The 17,864-nt window shown below is 63.5% G+C and carries 17 protein-coding genes; 13 read left to right on the plus strand and 4 right to left on the minus strand.

Going from position 1 to position 17,864, the window contains the following annotated elements:
- Both VK804_RS11150 and VK804_RS11155 read left to right on the plus strand, forming a co-directional pair.
- Window positions 1-1,692 (plus strand): iron ABC transporter permease, encoded by a 1,692-nt coding sequence (locus VK804_RS11150; RefSeq protein WP_325370860.1) that lies wholly within the window; start codon window positions 1-3, stop codon window positions 1,690-1,692.
- Between the two features lie 2 nt (window positions 1,693-1,694).
- The gene (locus VK804_RS11155; protein WP_325370861.1) at window positions 1,695-2,780 is read left to right on the plus strand and encodes an ABC transporter ATP-binding protein; all 1,086 of its coding nucleotides are present in this window, start codon (window positions 1,695-1,697) and stop codon (window positions 2,778-2,780) included.
- A 28-nt stretch (window positions 2,781-2,808) separates the two neighbouring features.
- Here the strand turns inward: VK804_RS11155 and VK804_RS11160 are convergent, their stop codons facing one another.
- Complete coding sequence (locus VK804_RS11160; protein ID WP_325370862.1) at window positions 2,809-3,444, minus strand: HAD family hydrolase; 636 nt, start codon at window positions 3,442-3,444, stop codon at window positions 2,809-2,811.
- Between the two features lie 189 nt (window positions 3,445-3,633).
- Here VK804_RS11160 and VK804_RS11165 point away from each other — a divergent pair, with 189 nt between their 5' ends.
- The 8 genes from VK804_RS11165 to VK804_RS11200 all read left to right on the plus strand — a co-directional run bounded on the left by VK804_RS11165 (window position 3,634) and on the right by VK804_RS11200 (window position 11,963).
- A complete protein-coding gene (locus VK804_RS11165) occupies window positions 3,634-4,404 on the plus strand; it encodes a thermonuclease family protein (protein ID WP_325370863.1) in 771 nt (256 codons plus the stop codon).
- An 85-nt stretch (window positions 4,405-4,489) separates the two neighbouring features.
- Complete coding sequence (locus tag VK804_RS11170) at window positions 4,490-4,858, plus strand: cyclic nucleotide-binding domain-containing protein (RefSeq protein ID WP_325370864.1); 369 nt, start codon at window positions 4,490-4,492, stop codon at window positions 4,856-4,858.
- Between the two features lie 104 nt (window positions 4,859-4,962).
- Window positions 4,963-6,813 (plus strand): alkaline phosphatase family protein, encoded by a 1,851-nt coding sequence (locus VK804_RS11175; RefSeq protein WP_325370865.1) that lies wholly within the window; start codon window positions 4,963-4,965, stop codon window positions 6,811-6,813.
- Window positions 6,814-6,890: 77 nt separating this feature from the next.
- Window positions 6,891-8,015, plus strand: coding sequence for a hypothetical protein (locus VK804_RS11180; protein ID WP_325370866.1), 1,125 nt, complete (start codon window positions 6,891-6,893; stop codon window positions 8,013-8,015).
- A gap of 243 nt (window positions 8,016-8,258) precedes the next feature.
- Window positions 8,259-9,425 carry an acyl-CoA dehydrogenase family protein gene (locus VK804_RS11185; RefSeq protein ID WP_325370867.1) on the plus strand — a complete coding sequence of 389 codons (1,167 nt, stop codon included), beginning with the start codon at window positions 8,259-8,261 and terminating at the stop codon, window positions 9,423-9,425.
- A 135-nt stretch (window positions 9,426-9,560) separates the two neighbouring features.
- Window positions 9,561-10,064: a heme-binding protein gene (locus VK804_RS11190; protein ID WP_325370868.1), complete on the plus strand. Its 504-nt coding sequence runs from the start codon at window positions 9,561-9,563 to the stop codon at window positions 10,062-10,064.
- 235 nt (window positions 10,065-10,299) lie between these two features.
- Entirely contained in the window at window positions 10,300-11,526 is a 1,227-nt protein-coding gene (locus tag VK804_RS11195) for an SMP-30/gluconolactonase/LRE family protein (protein WP_325370869.1), read from the plus strand.
- A gap of 176 nt (window positions 11,527-11,702) precedes the next feature.
- On the plus strand, window positions 11,703-11,963 hold the full coding sequence (locus tag VK804_RS11200) for a hypothetical protein (RefSeq protein ID WP_325370870.1): 261 nt from the start codon (window positions 11,703-11,705) through the stop codon (window positions 11,961-11,963).
- Between the two features lie 162 nt (window positions 11,964-12,125).
- Here the strand turns inward: VK804_RS11200 and VK804_RS11205 are convergent, their stop codons facing one another.
- Window positions 12,126-13,265: a hypothetical protein gene (locus tag VK804_RS11205; RefSeq protein ID WP_325370871.1), complete on the minus strand. Its 1,140-nt coding sequence runs from the start codon at window positions 13,263-13,265 to the stop codon at window positions 12,126-12,128.
- A gap of 162 nt (window positions 13,266-13,427) precedes the next feature.
- A complete protein-coding gene (locus VK804_RS11210; protein WP_325370872.1) occupies window positions 13,428-13,850 on the minus strand; it encodes a helix-turn-helix domain-containing protein in 423 nt (140 codons plus the stop codon).
- A 116-nt stretch (window positions 13,851-13,966) separates the two neighbouring features.
- On the opposite strand from VK804_RS11210, the gene VK804_RS11215 reads away from it, so the two are divergent.
- Together VK804_RS11215 and VK804_RS11220 are read left to right on the plus strand one after the other, a co-directional pair.
- Window positions 13,967-14,839 carry an NmrA family NAD(P)-binding protein gene (locus tag VK804_RS11215; RefSeq protein WP_325370873.1) on the plus strand — a complete coding sequence of 291 codons (873 nt, stop codon included), beginning with the start codon at window positions 13,967-13,969 and terminating at the stop codon, window positions 14,837-14,839.
- A gap of 99 nt (window positions 14,840-14,938) precedes the next feature.
- Window positions 14,939-15,304, plus strand: coding sequence for a DoxX family protein (locus VK804_RS11220; RefSeq protein WP_325370874.1), 366 nt, complete (start codon window positions 14,939-14,941; stop codon window positions 15,302-15,304).
- 137 nt (window positions 15,305-15,441) lie between these two features.
- Here VK804_RS11220 and VK804_RS11225 read toward each other — a convergent pair whose 3' ends face one another.
- Window positions 15,442-16,194, minus strand: coding sequence for an SDR family oxidoreductase (locus VK804_RS11225; RefSeq protein WP_325370875.1), 753 nt, complete (start codon window positions 16,192-16,194; stop codon window positions 15,442-15,444).
- 219 nt (window positions 16,195-16,413) lie between these two features.
- On the opposite strand from VK804_RS11225, the gene VK804_RS11230 reads away from it, so the two are divergent.
- A complete protein-coding gene (locus VK804_RS11230; RefSeq protein WP_325370876.1) occupies window positions 16,414-17,361 on the plus strand; it encodes a fumarylacetoacetate hydrolase family protein in 948 nt (315 codons plus the stop codon).
- Window positions 17,362-17,864 lie beyond the last annotated feature (503 nt).

The raw sequence follows: 17,864 nt of genomic DNA on the forward strand, positions 1-17,864 counted from the left end.
ATGGCAACCGCGGGGGCATGGACGCGGTGGCGCGGCGCCAGCGATCCGCTACGTCTGCTGGTCGTTGTCGTGCTCTGGCTGCTGCTCGCGCTGTTCGTGCTCTACCCGCTCGCCGAGTTGATCGGCCGCGCGCTCAGCGACGATAGCGGCTTCACCCTGGCGCCGCTGGTCGCGGCGATCGACAGCAAGAGCAATTTGCGCGCCTTCGCCAACAGCCTGCTGCTGGCGACGCTGGTCGGCGTCTGCGGCACGTTTTTCGGATTCCTGTTCGCCTTCACGGTGGAACGCACGCAGGCGCCGAGGTTTTGGGTTGGGCTGCTCGACGTCGCGACCTTGCTGCCGCTGATCTCGCCGCCCTTCACCACCTCGATCGCGTTCGTGTTCTCGTTCGGACCGCGCGGCTTCATCACCCACGATCTCCTGGGGATGAACAACGCCTCCGTCTACGGCCTGACCAGCACGCTCGCGGCCGAAACGTTGACCTATTTCCCGCTGGCCTATATGGCGCTGCGGCCGATGCTGGCGGGAATCGGCGGCGATCTCGAAGAGATGGCCTTCAGCCTCGGCAGTTCGCGCTGGCGCGTGTTCCGCACCGTGACGCTGTCCCTGACGGTGCCGGGACTGGCCAACGCGTTCCTGCTGCTGTTTGCGGCCTCGTTGGCGGATTTCGCCACCCCGCTGATTTTGGCCGGCAACGACTTTCCGGTGCTGCCGACCGAAGCCTACTTGCAGATCACCGGCATGTTCGACCTCAAGGGCGGCGCGGTGCTGTCGCTGCTGTTGCTGGTGCCGGCCGGCGTGGTTTATTTCCTGCAGCGCCAGGTCGTCGGCCGCCGCCGTTATGTGACGATGACGGGCAAGGGGCGCGCCGGGACGTCGCAAAACAGCGTCGCGCCGCTGGCAAGTGCGGCGCTGATGGGCGTCTGCCTCGCCGTCGTCCTCTTCATCCTCTATCTCTACGCGCTGCTCCTGATCGCATCGCTCGTGATATCGTTCGGCGCCAATCACACCCTTACCCTGGCGCATTACCGCGTGATCTTCACCGAGGGCCTGCCGGCCATCGAGGACACGCTGATCATTGCCCTGATCGGCATGCCGATCGGGGGACTCTACGGCGTCGTAGTCGGCTACCTCGTCGCGCGCACCGAATTTGTCGGCCGACATGCGATGGAAATCGTCACCATGCTGAACTATGCCCTGCCCGGCACCATCGTCGGCATCGCCTATCTGATCGCCTTCAACCAAAAGCCGTTCCTCCTGACCGGCACGGCTGCCATCATCATTGCCTGCTACGTGTTTCGCTACAGCCCGACCGGTATCCGTACCACCGTCGCCCTGCTGCAGCAGATCGACCGCAGCATCGAGGAGGCCTCCTTCAGTCTCGGCGCTTCCAGTTTCATGACCTTTCGCCGCATCATGCTGCCGCTGATCATGCCGGCCTTCTTTGCAGGCCTGAGCGTGGTGTTCATCCGATCGATGACCGCGATCAGCGCCACCATCTTCCTCGTTTCCATCAACTGGACGCTGATCACGGTGCGCATTCTCGAAAATATGACGGAATTGTCGCTGGGACCGGCTGCGGCATTTTCGGTGTTCGTGATCGTGATCGTCGTGATTGTGACGGCAGCGCTGAACCGCGTGCTGCGGCATCTGACGGCGCCGGGCCTGCGACTTCCAGCGGTCGAGGGTTGAACATGATCGAACGCGCAGAGCCAGCCGGCATCCGCCTCGAAGGCGTCTCGGCCACCATGCAGGATCGCAATCGCGGCGAGATCATCGCGGTCCGCAATATCGATCTGGATGTCCGGCCGGGCGAGTTGATGACCCTGCTCGGCCCGAGCGGCTGCGGCAAGACCACGACCTTGCGCATGATCGCGGGCTTTCAGCCGCCGAGCGGCGGCAGGATCCTGATTGCCGGGCGCGATGTCACCAATGTCGCGGCGAACCAACGCGATATCGGCTTCGTGTTCCAGAATTATGCCCTGTTCCCGCATCTGACCATCTTCGGCAACGTCGCCTACGGCCTGCAGGTCCGCAACAAATCCGGAAGCGAAATCGATCGCGCGGTCGCCGAGGCGCTGGAGCTGGTGGGACTGGCCGGATTCGGCGAGCGGCTGCCGAACGAATTGTCCGGCGGCCAGCAGCAGCGCGTCGCGCTGGCGCGCGCCATCGTGATACGCCCTCGCGTGCTGCTGTTCGACGAACCGCTGTCGAACCTCGACGCAAAACTGCGGGTGTCGATGCGCGGCGAGATCAGGCGGCTGCAGCAGACGCTGGAGATCACCACCGTCTATGTCACCCACGACCAGGAAGAGGCGATGGCGATCTCCGACCGCATCGCCGTGATGGAGAAGGGCCGGATCGCGCAGCTCGACGACGCCGAGGCGCTTTACCGGCGGCCGGCGACCGCTTTCGTCGCCGGCTTCATTGGACGGGCCAATCTGCTGCGTGGCACCGTCGAGAGCGTGCGCGAGGGCCGGGCCATCCTCGATGTCGGCGGCCAGAAAATCGCGGCCGCCCCGCAAGGAGTGCCCGCGCCCGGTCATGCCGTCACCGTTGTCGTGCGCCCGGAGGCAATCGCCATCTCATCCTCTGATACCGGCCTGACGGCTGTCGTGCAGTCCCGCATTTATCTCGGCGACAAGATCGAGTACGAGATCTCCTTCGGCGGGCAATTGCTGAATATCGTTCGTTTCAATCCGGCCGACGATGAAGGCTGTTTGCCCGGGACGACCGTCTCCATCGCCATTGCACCGGCCGATATCCGGCTCGTAGACTGAGGCGCAAGCCCGGACTTCGCCTCGATGGCTAAACTGCGTGATCGCGCAACGCCTGCGGTGTAGCGCAAATATGGTGCGCGCCTGCGGCCAGCAATTCCGCCTCGCTGCCGTAGCCGTAGAGGACGCCGACAGCGGCCATGCCGTTGTTTCGCGCGCCAACCATGTCGTGGCTCCGGTCGCCAATCATGATCGCTTGTGAAGGATCGACGCCCGCGCTCCGGACGGCGTAGCCCAAAAGATCGGTCTTGTCGGAACGCGTCCCATCCAGTTCGGAACCGAACACGCGCTCGAAATAGCCCCTCAATTTGAAATGATCGATGATGCGCTCGGCATAGATGCCGGGCTTGCTGGTCGCAACGAACAGGCGGCGGCCCGAATCGGCAAATATGGATAGAGCGTCTACAATACCGGGATAGATTTCGTTCTCGAAGATGCCGATATCGGCGAACCTCTCGCGATAGAGCAACAGCGCCCTGTCCGCCAGATCGTCAGTGCCGACCAGCTTTTTCAGGCTGGCGCGCAGTGGCGGACCGATGCACCAGGCCAACTCATCTTCCGTTGGAACTGCCCGATCCAGCCTGCTGAGAGCATACTGAATCGAACGGGTTATTCCCGGTTTTGGGTCCGTCAGCGTGCCGTCGAGGTCAAAATAGATCGCGGTCATCTCGGCCAACGCTCGTTGAAGGTACCCATCACCAATACAGAAGTTTCGCCATGGACGTCGAGCAGCGCGTGATCATGAGCCTGCCGGCGCAGCTTCGGCAACGAATAGCGGTTGGCGCGTGCGGTGGCGCCGAGCTTTGGGGTTACTCGGCCACGACAAACGTTGACAGCCCATCATTCGACATTTGTAATGCCAATCGAGATGAAGTCGATCCGTGCCCTCCTCCTGATTCTGCCGATTGTCGCGGTGAGCCATGCTTTCGCAGCGGGCCCGATCGTCCGGGACGGCGGCACCATCCAGCTCGGTGAAGTGACCTACCGGCTCGACGGCATCGATGCGCCGGAACTCGACCATATCTGCATCGATGAGCATGCCGACCCCTGGGCATGCGGTATCGAGGCCCGCGATCAACTCGCCAAGCTGATCGGCGACCGCGCGGTGCATTGCGAGGACCTTGGCCTCGATCCCACCAAAAAGCGGCATCTCGGCCTTTGCAGCGTCGCGGGCGAAAGCACGAGCCTGAACGCGCTCGCGGTCCGCCAGGGCCTTGCCTTGAACTCCGAACCATCGGCGAAAGGCCGTTTCAGGGATGACGAGGCCTCCGCCAGGAACAGGCGCAGCGGACTTTGGCGGGGCTGTTTTGTGGCGCCCGCCGAGTTTCGCCGCGGCAAGAAGGACGGCGCCCTGCTCGGCGATGCCTGCCGGGCGGACAAGGACCGCGAAATACGCGCGGTGCTGTTCCCCGCGGATCCCATGATGCCGCCCGGCTGCCCGATCAAGGGCAAACTGGCGATCCGCGCCCGCGTCACCGGCAATGTCGGCGTCTATCATCTGCAGGGGTGCCGCAGTTATCCTGCGCTGACGAAACCGGATCGCTGGTTCTGCTCCGAGGAAGACGCGCAGGCCGCGGGCTTCCGCAAGGCCTATAATTGCGGCTCGGCCGCCAAGAAGCCGATGTAGCACGGTCCCCGGCATCTCGGGAATCCTTGCCTGTCGGCCCCTTGCTCCCTTAGCATGTCGTAAAATTGTCAAACGGGGGCCAGCGATGCAGGATGCGAGCTTTGGCGTATTGACCGGCAACGACATCGAAAGCCATTCGGTCAAGGCCGGCAGCGTCATTTTCCGGGAGGGCGAGCAAGCCCACGAACTCTTCGTCATCAAGAGCGGCGAGGTCCGAATCCAGATCGGCAACCGGACCGTTGCCGAGCTGTCCAGGGACAGCGTGTTCGGCGAGATGGCGCTGATCGACAGCGAGCCGCGCAGCGCCACCGCGATTGCCGTGACCGATGTCGAACTCGTGCCGGTATCCGAAAAGCAATTCCTGTTTCTGGTCAGCCAGACCCCCTATTTTGCCCTGAAGGTCATGCGCGTGCTGGCACAACGGCTGCGCGCCACCAACAAGACCTTCGGCTGAGGCGCCGCGTCGCAAGCCGGCGACGTAACAAATCCGTCATACAGCAAAACTAAACAGGGGCGCCGGCCTCCGCGGCCGAAAATCCGCTTCGCACGGAGATCTTCATGCGCCGCTCCATCGTCCTGCTATCGGCTGGCCTGACGCTATTGTCCGCCGGAACGGCGTTCGCGCAGAACAATACGCCGCACAATCTGATCCTGTTCGTGCCCGACGGATTGCGCGCCAGGATCGTGACGCCTGAGACCGCGCCGGCCATGGCCGAGGTGCGCGACAAGGGCGTCAATTTCAGGAATTCGCACTCGATGTTCCCGACCTTCACCACGGCGAATGCCTCCGCGATGGCCACCGGCCATTATCTCGGCGACACCGGCGACTTCTCCAACACGATCTATGCCGGCTATCCGGTTACCGCCGCCGACGGCACCGTCACGCCATTCCTGGAATCCGATCCGGTGCTGCACGACGTCGACGAGCATTTCGGCGGCGATTATCTGAACGAGGAAACCGTGCTGAAAATGGCGCGCGCCAAGGGTTTCAGCACCGCTGCGATCGGCAAGCTCGGCCCCACCTTGATCTTCGATCACAACGACAAGATCGGCACAGCCGGCCTGCATTCGATCGTGATCGACGACTCCACTGGCGGCAAGGGCGGCGTTCCCTTGTCCGACGAAATGAAAGCCGCGCTGGAAAAGGCCAATCTTCCGCTGGCCACGCCCTCGCGCGGCGACAATGCCAAGGCCGGCGACGCCAGGACGCCGGGCACCACGGTGCCCAACACGGCGCAGCAGGGCTACATGGCCGATGTCGCGACCAAAGTCGTGCTGCCGATGTTCAAGGCCCGCAACAAGCCGTTCGTGCTGGTGTTCTGGTCGCGCGACCCCGACGGCAGCCAGCACAACAACGGCGACAGCCTCAACAATGTGACCCCCGGCATCAACGGCCCAACCTCGATGGCCGGCATCCGGAACGCCGACAACAACCTGGCGCAGCTGCGCAAGGCGCTCGACGACCTCGGGCTTTCCGCCACCACCGATGTGATCGTCTCGGCTGACCACGGCTTCTCGACGATATCGAAGGAAAGCAAGACCAGCCCGGCGGCGAAAATCAGCTACGACGACACGCCGAAGGATTTTCTCCCCATGGGCTTCCTCGCCATCGACCTTGCCAAGGCGCTGGAATTGCCGCTGTTCGATCCGAACGACAAGAATGCAGCGGTGGCCGACAGGGCCCATCCCAAGGCCGGCAACGGCTTGCTCGGCAAGGATCCCGCCAAGCCGGATCTGGTGGTGGCCACCAACGGCGGTTCGGACCTGATCTATTTGCCGGCCGGCGACAAGAAGCTGGCGGAGCGCACGATCACGGCGCTGCTCGACCAGGACTATGTCTCCGGCCTGTTCGTCGACGACAAGCTCGGACGCTTCCCCGGCACCTTGCCGATGTCGGCTCTCGCGCTGAAGGGCAAAGCGGTGACGCCCAATCCCTCGATCGTGGTCAACTTCCGCTCCTATGTGGAGGGCTGCAACGAGCCGACCAATTGCTCGGTCGAAGTCGCCGACACCGTGCTGCGGCAGGGCCAGGGCATGCATGGCAGTTTCAGCCGCGGCGACACCATGAATTTCATGGCGGCGATCGGGCCGGACTTCAAGGCCGGCTATGCCGATGCGCTGCCGGTCAGTAATGCCGATGTCGGCATGACCATCGCGCGCCTGATGGATCTGCATCCCGCCGGCAACGGCGGACTGATCGGCCGGGTGATCTCGGAGGCCCTGCCCAATGGCGTGACCCCGAAAGCGGCCGAGCAGACCATCACCTCGAAACCCGCCGCCAACGGCCTGCAGACGGTGTTGAAATTCCAGCGGGTGCTGTCGCAGCGCTATTTCGACGTGGCGGGATTCCCGGGCCGCACCGTCGGGCTCGATGCGGAAGCCGGCAAGCAGAAAGCGGCGGCGAAATAACGCCACCGCCTACCGGCCGAGGCTTTCTCTATCGCGATTATTGTCGCATGATCGTGGCGCATCGGTACGAGGCGTCCATGAGTTCCGCAAACGGCTTGCGTCAGGTCGGATATTTCGATTGCCCGGGCGGCGGCCAGATCGTCGTGGCCGGCACGACCGCCTTCATCGGCCACATGCGCGCGCCTGCCGGCACCTCGATCGTCGATATCGCCGACCCCGCGCATCCGAAGCTCGTGGCGCGGCTCGAGATGCCGCCCGGTACCCATTCGCACAAGGTGCGCGTGCATGACGGGCTGATGCTGGTCAATCGCGAGCGCAATGGCGCCGACAAGAACGCCCCGCCAGAGGATTTTCGCGGCGGGCTCGGCATCTATGACGTGACCACGCCTGCAAACCCGCGCGAGATCGCGCGCTGGGAGACCGACGGCATGGGCGTGCATCGCTTCGATTTCGACGGGCGCCACGCCTATATCTCGCCGACGGTTGCGGGCTATCGCGGCAACATCGTGATGATCCTCGATCTCGGCGATCCCTCACAGCCGCGCGAGGTCGGCCGCTGGTGGATGCCCGGACAATGGACCGAAGGCGGCGAGGAGCCGAGCTGGCAGGGCACGGCGCACCGCTGCCATCATCCGCTGCGCCAGGGCGACCGGCTCTATGTCAGCTACTGGCACGGCGGCTTCGTCATCCTTGATATTGCCGACATGGCCAAGCCGGTTCTCGTCTCCTCGTTCGACTGGAGCCCGCCGTTTGCCTGTCCGACGCATACGACGCTGCCGCTGCCCTTCCCGCTGCATGGGCGGCGCGTCATGCTGGTCGCCGACGAGGATGTGGCGCGGGTGGCGCCCGGACCGCCGGCCTGCCTGTGGGTCGTCGACATCACCGATGAGCGGCACCCGATGCCGTTCGCAAGTTTTCAGGTCGACGGCCTCGACGACGGCACGCCGCAGCCGGAGTTCACCGCCTGCCATCAGCCGAGCGAAAAGGTGACGGGAACCGTGATCCCCGCCGCATGGTTCGCCCATGGCTTGCGCCTGATCGACATTGTCGACCCGCGCCGGCCGCGCGAGATCGGCCATTTCCTGCCCGAAATCCCCGAGGGCTCGCAGCGCGTCCAGAGCAACGACGTCACCACCGATGACCGCGGCCTGTTCTATCTGCTCGACCGGCTGCGCGGGTTGACCATTTTGGAGCGCTGCTAAAAACGCCCCACCAAATTGAGTATTGTAGCCCGGATGTAGCCAACGGGTCGCGCGCATGCGCGTCCTGTTGGCGCAATCCGGGAACAAATCTTGCGTCGGCCCCGGATTTCGCCGTCGGCTCGCGCATTCGCGCGATCCGTTGGCTGCATCCGGGCTACAGGCTCCGCTCGCGGACATGTTGCACCCGCCCTTGACAGCGCTCGCGCGGTCGGCCGCAATGGCACGCAAAAATTGAGGTGGCGCATGGATACCCAGACCACTATGGACCCGGTCGCCCGCGCCCGCGAACTCGGGGCCGACATAACAGCTGCGGCCGACGAGATCGAGCGCACGCGGCGCATCCCCTCCCCGTTGCTGGAGCGGCTCCATGACAGCAGACTGTTCCGCATGCTGCTGCCGCGCTCGGCGGATGGCGACGAGACCGAGCCTGCGCTGTACGTCGCGGCGGTCGAGGAACTCGCTGGGCATGACGCCTCGATCGGGTGGAACGTCTTTGTCGCCAACAGTTCCGCCTTGATCGCCGCCTTCCTCGAGCCCGCGGCCAACAAAGCCATCTTCGCCGATCCGCGCACCTTCATCTCCTGGGGACCTCCGGGCGCCTCGCGCGCGCAGGCGGCCGACGGCGGCTATCGCCTCACGGGCCGATGGGATTTCGCCAGCGGTTGCCGGCAGGCCCGCTGGATGGGCGCGCACTGCCACGTGCTGGAGGCCGACGGGAGCTTGCGGCTCAACCGCTTCGGCCGGCCGACGATCCGCACGCTGCTGTTTCCGGTTGAACAGGTCACCCTGATCGACACCTGGCAGACCATCGGGCTACGGGGCACGGCGTCGGACTCCTATAGCGTCGAAGATTTGTTCGTGTCGGAGACCTTCAGCTCCACGCGCGAGGACCCGACGCTGCGCCGCGAGCGCGGCCCGCTCTATGCCTTCACCATGCCGGGCCTCTACGCCTGCGGGGTCGCAGCCGTGGCGCTCGGCATCGCGCGCGCGATGCTGTCCGAGTTCATCGCGCTGGCCTGCCGCAAGGCGCCGCGCAACCTCTCCCGGCTCGCCGACAACGCGGTGGTGCAGGCGGACATCGCGCGCGCCGAGGCGCGGCTCGGCTCGGCACGCGCCTATCTGATGGAAACGCTCGTCACGATCTACGCGCAGGCCGACGAGGTGGCGCCGATCGAGGTCGCCGATCGCGCCCGCGTGCGGCTCGCCTGCACCAACGCGATCCAGGGCGCGGCGGAGGTCGTGGACTTCGCCTACAAGCAAGCCGGGGTCGACGCGATCTTCCCCGGCAGCCCGTTCGAGCGCCGCTTCCGCGACATGCACACGCTCTCGCAGCAGATCCAGGCCCGCACCGCTCATTTCGAGCAGGTCGGGCAAGTTCTGCTCGGCACGCCGCCTGAGGTGTTTTATTAGAGGGGCGGCGAAGGTTCGCGCGCGGGCGGCGGGCGGTTGGATTGGAGCCCGCTGACGTCGGAGCGGAAATACACTAGGCTCTCCGCCGTGCCGTCCTCAAAAGAGGATCGGTGAAAACTTCAGGGGAGTAACGTCATGCAACCGTCCGGTCTTCGTCGTACCGCCATCGCTCTCGCCTCGACCTGCATCCTTGCCCTGGCCGCTCCAGCGAGCGCGCAACTGCTCGAGCACAAGGACCTGAGCGCTTCCATCGCCATCACCATTGCACAAACCGCGATCGAGACCTGCAAGGCCAACGGCTACGCCGTGTCGGCGACCGTAGTCGGCCGCAACGGCGAGGTCATCGTGCAGGTGCGCGGCGACAATACCGGACCGCATACCTTCGAGAACAGTTTTCGCAAGGCGTACACCGCGCGCACCTTCCGCGCGCCATCGGGCGCGCTGGTCGAACGGCTGAAGGCGGATCCGACACTCGGCTTGATCCATCTGACCAACGTCATCGCCAACCAGGGCGCGCTCCCGATCAAGGTGGGGGATGAGGTCATTGGTGCTGCCGGCGCATCGGGCGCGCCCGGCGGCGAAAAAGACGAGGCTTGCGTCAAGGCCGGCATCGAAAAAGTGGCCGATCAGCTGAAGTGAACGGGGCAAATGGCGGATTACGCCCATCGGGCCGCGCCTTGCGCGGACCCGTTGGGCTCCAATCCGCCTACCATCCACGCCTCCCGAAAGACATGCCTTCGACGCGACTGTGCCATCATGCATGGCGCGCATCCGCAAGATGACACGAAACCTACTCGCAACCGACACCGGATCGGATTAGCCTCCTTCCCGCCAGGCCGGATCAACCGGCAGGCAGCTACATTGGGAGGATGTGATGACACGCGACGTGCAGCGCGATCCGCAATCAATGCTTTCACGACGAACGCTGGTCCAGGGCCTGGCCATCGCGGCCGGCGCCACCGCGGCCGGGACCGGCACAGCGTTGGCCCAGCAGGGCGGCGATCTGGGGCCGCCATCGACGATCACCACCCCGCCGCGCGATTTCGGCCCGCATGGCGCGCCCACCACCTATTTCTGGGACCCCGACATCATCGCGGTCGACCCGTCGTTCAATGGTCTCGCGCAGCCCAACACCTCCATAAAACGCCTCGTGACCGGAATGCTGTGGACCGAAGGCCCGGCGTGGTGCGCACAGGGACGCTACTTCGTATTCTCCGACATCCCCAACAATCGCCAGATGCGATGGCTGGAGGACGACGGCCGCGTCAGCGTGTTCCGCTATCCCTCGAACTACTCCAACGGCAACTCGTTCGACTTCCAGGGCAGGCAGCTGTCTTGCGAGCACCTCACCCGCCGGGTGACGCGCTACGAGAACGACGGCACCGCGACCGTGCTCGCCGACAACTTTGGCGGCAAGCGGCTGAACTCGCCGAACGATATCGTCCCCCACCCCGACGGCAGCTACTGGTTCACGGACCCGCCGTATGGCGGCCAGCTCTATGAGGGCGAGCCCGATGCGCCCGGAGGCTCCGCCAATCCCGGCGGCAAGCTCAATCCGCTGATCGGCCAGCCCGCCGGCTTCGTGGCCAGCAAGCGCGAACTGCCGACCAACTGCTACCGGATCGATCCAAGCGGCCGTCTCGACGTCGTGGTGACGGAGGAACAGGTGCCCGATCCCAACGGCATCGCGTTCTCGCCGGACTACAAGAAGCTCTACGTGGTCTCCACCGGCAAGGGACCGGGCGATACCGGCCCGGGCGGCAAGGGCAATGTGTTCGTGTTCGACATCGGCGCCGACAACAAGCTCTCGAACCAGAAAGTGTTCAGCGACTTCGTGATCGACGGCGTAAATTGCGGACCCGACGGCATCCGCTGCGACGTCAACGGCAATGTCTGGGCTTCCAGCAATGCCGGCCGCCATGTCGGCTATAACGGCGTGACGGTATGGTCGCCGGAGGGCAAGCTGCTCGGCCGCATCCGCCTGCCCGAAGTGTGCGGCAACATCTGCTTCGGCGGCCCCAAGCGCAACCGCCTGTTCATGGCCGGGAGCCAGTCGATCTACGCGGTGTATACGGCGACGCAAGGCGCTGCCCCGGGCTGACGTCAGCGCGCGATACGAAGAGGCGCCGGGGTGATCCTCCGGCGCCTCTTTGATGCCGCGGCCGCCCGCGCCAATCCCGGCAGCGCCTCCTTACAATCGGGTAATCTTTCGAACCTCCTGCGTTTCGTCGCTGTCCAACAAATGAGCGATGGTCGGCCAATGAAACGGAGGATGCCATGACGCGCATAATCATCGTCACTGCGGTACTGCTGGCAAGCGCGCTGAGCGCGCAGGCCGCTCCCGTCAAAAAGCACCTGCCGGTCGTGAATGGGCGCTCGTGCCACGAGATCGTGCTAGGGAAGGACGATGCCGTGAGTTACGCCCTGGGTATCGCCAGCGGCGCGATTTCCTTGCCCTCCGTGCCGCGGATGAAACAATGCTTCACCCGTGAGTCGCCCGAAGCGTTTGCACGCGATAATCCTCACCCTGACATGTGATCTGGCTCAATCGATCGTGACCCGGTGAAGAATTCCTCGATCTCGTCAAACAAACGCTTGGCGTCTCCTCCCGGCGCGTGATCGTCTCCCGGCAGCTCGATATATTTTGCGTTCGGCAGATACGGCATCCTGTCGGCTCAACCGATGACTTGAGGTCGCGGTCTAAAGGCGGGGGATCCAGCCTGGACGGCTCAACAAATATTCGACCATTCGCGGAGGAATGCTTAAAGCTCTGGCTATCTCGCGTTCATCCTTCGGCAGTCCCGCAAGGATCGATGCTTCGCTCTTGCTTCGGACCTTGGAAAGCCACTCCGGATCAACCACCACGGCGCGTCCGACCGCGACCAGATCAGCTCCCAATTTGATCGCCCCCTCGGCATCCCCGCACGTCTTGATCCCGCCGCTGGCCATCACCGCACTGCGACCCGCTATGACGCGGGCAAATTCCGTGATCGGACTCTCTGCCAGGGTATAACTCCTCTCGACCGGACCATTGTAAACACGGGTCTCTCCGGTCGGCCGGCTCTTCCGATAATCATCGAGCGAAACGGAGATGTAATCGAGACCCAGCCTGGCAAGTTCATGACAAAGCGTTTTGGCGTCCTCGAGCGTATAACCGTCCGCCTCGGCCTCGAATGGCGTCACGCGAAACCCTGCGATCAGCTTCGGACCGAGCGCGTCGCGAACGGCCTGCGCAACGGCGAGAGGAAAGTTCATGCGCTTTGAGAGCGTGCCGCCCCAATGATCGACGCGATGATTGGCCCGAGGCGAAAAAAACTGATGAGCCGCGTAGTGGTTGGCGCCGTGAATCTCGACGCCGTCGAAACCGGCTTTTCGAGCCAGCGAAGCAGCCGCTCGAAAGCTTGCAATCAGGTTTTCCACCTCATCTGATGTCATCGCCCTTGGCGTCCTTGCTCCGGGACGCAACGATGCAACCGCAGACGGCGCACGCAGACCTTGCTCGCCGATCAACTCGGGCTTTGCGATGCGGCCACCGTCATAGATCTGGAGGATCGCAAGACCTCCTGCGGCACGCATCGCTTCAGCGAGCCGATGCAGACTGGACAAGTGTCCATCATGTGCCGCACCTATTCCCTGCCAGGAGCGCCCGCCTTGTTCGACATAAGCCGCGGAAGAAATGACGGCTCCGAATCCGCCGGCAGCACGCCGCCGGACAAATTCGAGTTCATGTTCGGTAGCCGTCCCATCTTGATGGGAAGCATCGGTTGTCAGCGGAGCGATTGCAAACCGATTTGCCATCTCTCGACCGCTGTTGAACCTAAGCGGAGACCACAAAACCATCGATCAAACCTCCGATATTCTCAAGCGTTCGAAGCTGCGTGGCCAAGCCCGTTGTCCTAGAGCGCGATGAGATCAAGATGAATCATCGCGCTTTAGATTCTTGTTTGCGCATGATCTTTTCCGGAAGACCGCTTCACACTTTTCCCGATCAAGCGCTAGTGACTAGCGCTGGACATCACAGGGTGCTCCGTCAAAGCGGACGCGCGCGGCATGGATATCGGAATAACGACGGTCGGCCCAATCGATGAGGCTCGCCATCGGGTCCAGCAGGGATTGGCCTAGCGGGGAAAGGCAATATTCAACGCTCGGCGGCTTGGTCGGAAAGACATGGCGGGTGATAAGTCCGTCGCGCTCCAAGTCGCGTAGCGTCTGAGTCAGCATGCGCTTGGAGATGTCGCGGATTGCTCGGTGAAGCTCGCTGAAGCGCTGCGGTCGCGTCGCGAGCGTCATGATCATGAGTATGCTCCATTTGTCGCCGATGCAGTCAAGCACGTCGCGCACCGGGCAATGTACGGGTTCTACTGAGCGGGCGTCGTCCGATTGATATCGGCTGAATCGCTCGATCGCGCTCAATGCGTCGCTCATACGGGTTCCCTTTTTCTCTCCTGGCTACAAAAACCTGCCTCCTTACGGTGCAGGTCTAAGGTCTTTATATGAGACCTACCCTAGAACATAGACCATCTAGCTCCAGGAGAATACGCATGTTTCTAGTCGTGGGAATTACGGGAAAAGTAGGCGGCGCAACAGCCACACACCTGTTGGCGCAAGGTAAGAAGGTACGCGCGCTGGTTCGCGACCGCGCGAAGGCGGCAAGCTGGACGGACCAGGGCGTCGAACTGGTCGACGGCGACTGGAACAATGCGGCCGCCATCGAGCGGGCGCTCAAGGGCGTCGACGGCGCGTTCGTCATGCTGCCGGCGGTCTGGGCCCCCTCGCCGGATTTCAAGGAAGCCAAGGGCGTCATCGCGAACTATGTCGAGGCGCTGACCAAGGCCGCGCCGCCACGTGTGGTCGCGCTCTCGTCGATGGGGGCGAACCGGACCAGCGGGCTGGGAATGATCACTGCCCTGTCGCTGCTGGAGCAAGGCTTTCGCGACTTGGCGTCGCCGGTCGCTGTCGTGCGCGCCGGCGGGTTCTTCGAGAACTTCCTTTACGGCCTGCACGTCGCCCAGGGCGGCACGCTCCCAGTTTATTACCATCCGACCAGCCGGAAATCGACCATGGTCGCGACGAACGACATCGGTGCCGAGGTGGCGACGTTGCTGACCGGGCCGGCGTGGTCGGGGCATCGCGTCATCGAACTTGGTTCGATGGTCAGCGCGGATGAAGTCGCAGCGCAACTGGGCGATGTCATGCAGCTCGACGTCAAAGCCTTTGCCGTCCCGCGGGCCGGTTGGCCAGCAGCGTTCGAGCAGTTCGGCATCCCGAAGGGCCAGACCGGACCGGCCGAAGCCATGTTTGAGGCCGTCAACGCGGGCTGGATGGACCTCGGCGTCGCTGGCACGGAGCACGTCGCCGGCACAACGCTTCCCCGCGATGTCTTCGCTGCGGCTCAGAAGGCCGCTACGGCGTAAGTCCGCGGATCGGCGATGAGATGCGACTTTCGAACCTGCTCCGGAAATTCGCATCCATTCGGAATGAATGCGTCGCCCTCATCAGAAAAGGATGGACAAATGTCAAAGATTTCCTGGCCACAGGTCCCGGCCTTGGCACTTGCAGCTTTCTTCGTCGTGGGATCGCTCAGCAACATCTTCGCCCCCGGGTCTATCTACGAAGAATATCTGCGGTGGGGATACCCGCCATGGTTCCATTTCGTGACTGGATCGCTGGAACTCGCGACCGCCGTTCTGCTGGCGCAGGCACGGACGCGGCTGTGGGGCTCGGCGCTCGGCTGCACCGTGATGTTGGCCGCGTTCGCGACCGTCACCCTCCACGGCGAATACGGCCACGGGGTGCCGCCGCTTATCGCGGCGACACTATCAATCGTCGTCGGCCGGATCGCCTGGCGGAAGCGGCTCCCCGGGGCCGTAGGGCCGTAGGGCGGATTCCCTTTAATCCGCCATCTCGTGATCGGCGGGTTAAAGAGAACCCGCCCTACGCGAGCTAAAAAAATCTTAGATTCTTGTTTGCGCGCGATCTTTTCGGAAAACCGCTTCACACTTTTCCGGATCACGCGCTAGTGGAAGATGCGCCCAGCGTCGATGACGACGGTCTGGCCGGTCATGGTCTCGGTGCGGCACATGGCGACCACCATGTCAGCGCAGTCGTCCTTGTCGGCAGCCTTCTTCAGGAGCGAGGCCGATGCGGAGCGCTCGATCTGCTCGGACCGGAGATTGGCTGTCGCGCGAGTGCCCTCCAGCAGGCCCGGTGCCACGCAGTTGACGAGCGTCTCGGGCGCCAGCGCCACCGCCATGCAACGCGTCAGATGAATGAGCCCCGCCTTCGACACGGCATAGGCGATGGAAGAGCCGGTTGGGCTGAGCCCCGCAACCGACGCGATGTTGACGATGCGGCCTCGCCCCTGGGCCTTCATGATGGGGGCTACCGCCTTGGTCAGGCTCATCGGCCCCGTCAGGTTGACGGCCATGATCTTGCTCCACACCTCCGGCGTCAGATTGTCGAGATCGCCGAAGGGGATCGAGACGTTGTAGGCGGCGTCGTTGATCAGAACATCGAGGCGGCCGAAGGCCTGGGTTACCTCACCGACCAGCCGATCCACAGCCGCGCCGTCGGTGATGTCACAGCCGAAAGCCTGAGCGTTGATTTGATGACGCGACCTTAGTTCGCTGGCGACGCCTTCCGCCTGGTCGCGGCTGCGTGCGTACATGACCGCGACATGTGCGCCCTCTTGCGCGAGCGCGTGGCAGATGCGCTGCCCCAGCCCGCCATTGCCGCCCGTCACCAGTGCAACCGCGCCCTTCAGGTCCATCGCTTCTCTCCCTTAATGCGAATGCGCCGTCGCATCGCTACCACTCCCACCCCTTTAATACCTTGCCGCGCCGTCCGATAGGCCCGGCTACTTTGGGCGACACACCAACAAGCCGGTTCTCGCCCCGCCGAGATGCGGTATAAGCTCATCGCCGGCGAGATCGGCGCGGCGACCGGGCAGCCTGGACGCAAGCACGACACAACAGGTGAGGAACACAGGATGAAGTTGGTCTATTTCGATGATTTCAAGCTCGGCGTGCTGAAGAACGACGCCGTGGTCGACGTCAGCGCCGAGGTCAAGGACATCCCGCATACCGGCCCGGGCGATCTGATGAACGGGCTGATCGAACATTGGAGCAGCTACAGGCCGCGGCTCGAGGCGGCGGCGGCGCGCGGCACCGGGGTGCCGGTAGCGGGCGTCCGCATTCGTCCGCCGGTGCCGGGTCCGCGCACGATCGACTGCATGGCGGTCAACTACATGGAAGATGGCACGCGCAGCACGCCGGCGCCGATCAACGCCTTCCACAAATCGCCGAGCGCGATCATCGGACATGGCGACACCATGGTGCTGCCGGACGTGCCGGCCACGATCTTCGAAGGCGAGGCCGAGATTGCGGTCGTCATCGGCAAGAAGTGCAGCCGTGTCAGCGAGCTTGATGCCATGAGCTACATCTTTGGCTACATGAACTTCGTCGACGGCTCGGCGCGCGGCTTGCCGCCACAGGGCAACGTGTTTTTCCAGATGAAAAGCCGCGACACATTCGCGCCGATCGGCCCCTGGCTCGTCACCGCTGACGAGATCAAGGACCCGCTGAAGCTGCAAATCAGGCTATGGAACAACGGCGTGCTGATGCAGAACTTCAACACCGACGATATGGCCCACAAGATCGCCAAGTGCATCGCCTGGCTGTCGAGCATCCATACGCTGCTGCCCGGCGACATCGTCGCCACGGGCACCAATCACCGGGGTCTCAATCCATTCATGGACGGCGATACGATCGAGCTGGAAACCGAAGGGCTCGGCCGGTTGAAGTTCGGCATCAAGGACGATCTCAAGCGCAGCTGGGCGCGCAAAACCCGCCTCCAGATGCACGAAGAGGCCAAGGAGAAGACCCCGGGCGCCTACCCGGACATCACCCCGCAGCTTTCGGGCAAATACGCGAAGTGACTGCCGCTTGCAGCCTCAACTCCCTCCCCCGCCAGCGGGCGAGGGTTGGAGTGGGGACCGATGGCGGAAAGATAATTTGCTACGTCTTGAATATCTATCCTTCCTTTCGAGGCCCTCGCGCAACGATCCTCATCGCATGATCAACCCACATCCGAGGCGGCCGCGGCGGTAATCAGATGCTCCCATAATTACAGAAAATAATTTCTGATTTATTGAAATAATGCTTGCGCCCCGCCCAAATCACTTCTATATTCCGCGCTGTCCCGCCCCACCAAAGGGGCGTTGCGCAACGTCAACAACGCGGGGCGGGATGCGGTGGACGCTGAGGGTGCATCTGACGAGGGCACTCGAGGCGGACGGACAAGACGTGTGGTTCTGGCACCCCGACGCTGGTGTCAAGTCTGCGAGAAGGAGCGCAGGCGACGGTGGCCAACAAGCCCGGAGCACCGGGAAGAGCACGTTATAATCCGTAAAACCATTGCGTGGGGAATGCCGGGTGATTC

It is taken from the genome of Bradyrhizobium sp., from assembly GCF_035484855.1.
In the GTDB taxonomy this organism is placed as follows: domain Bacteria; phylum Pseudomonadota; class Alphaproteobacteria; order Rhizobiales; family Xanthobacteraceae; genus Bradyrhizobium.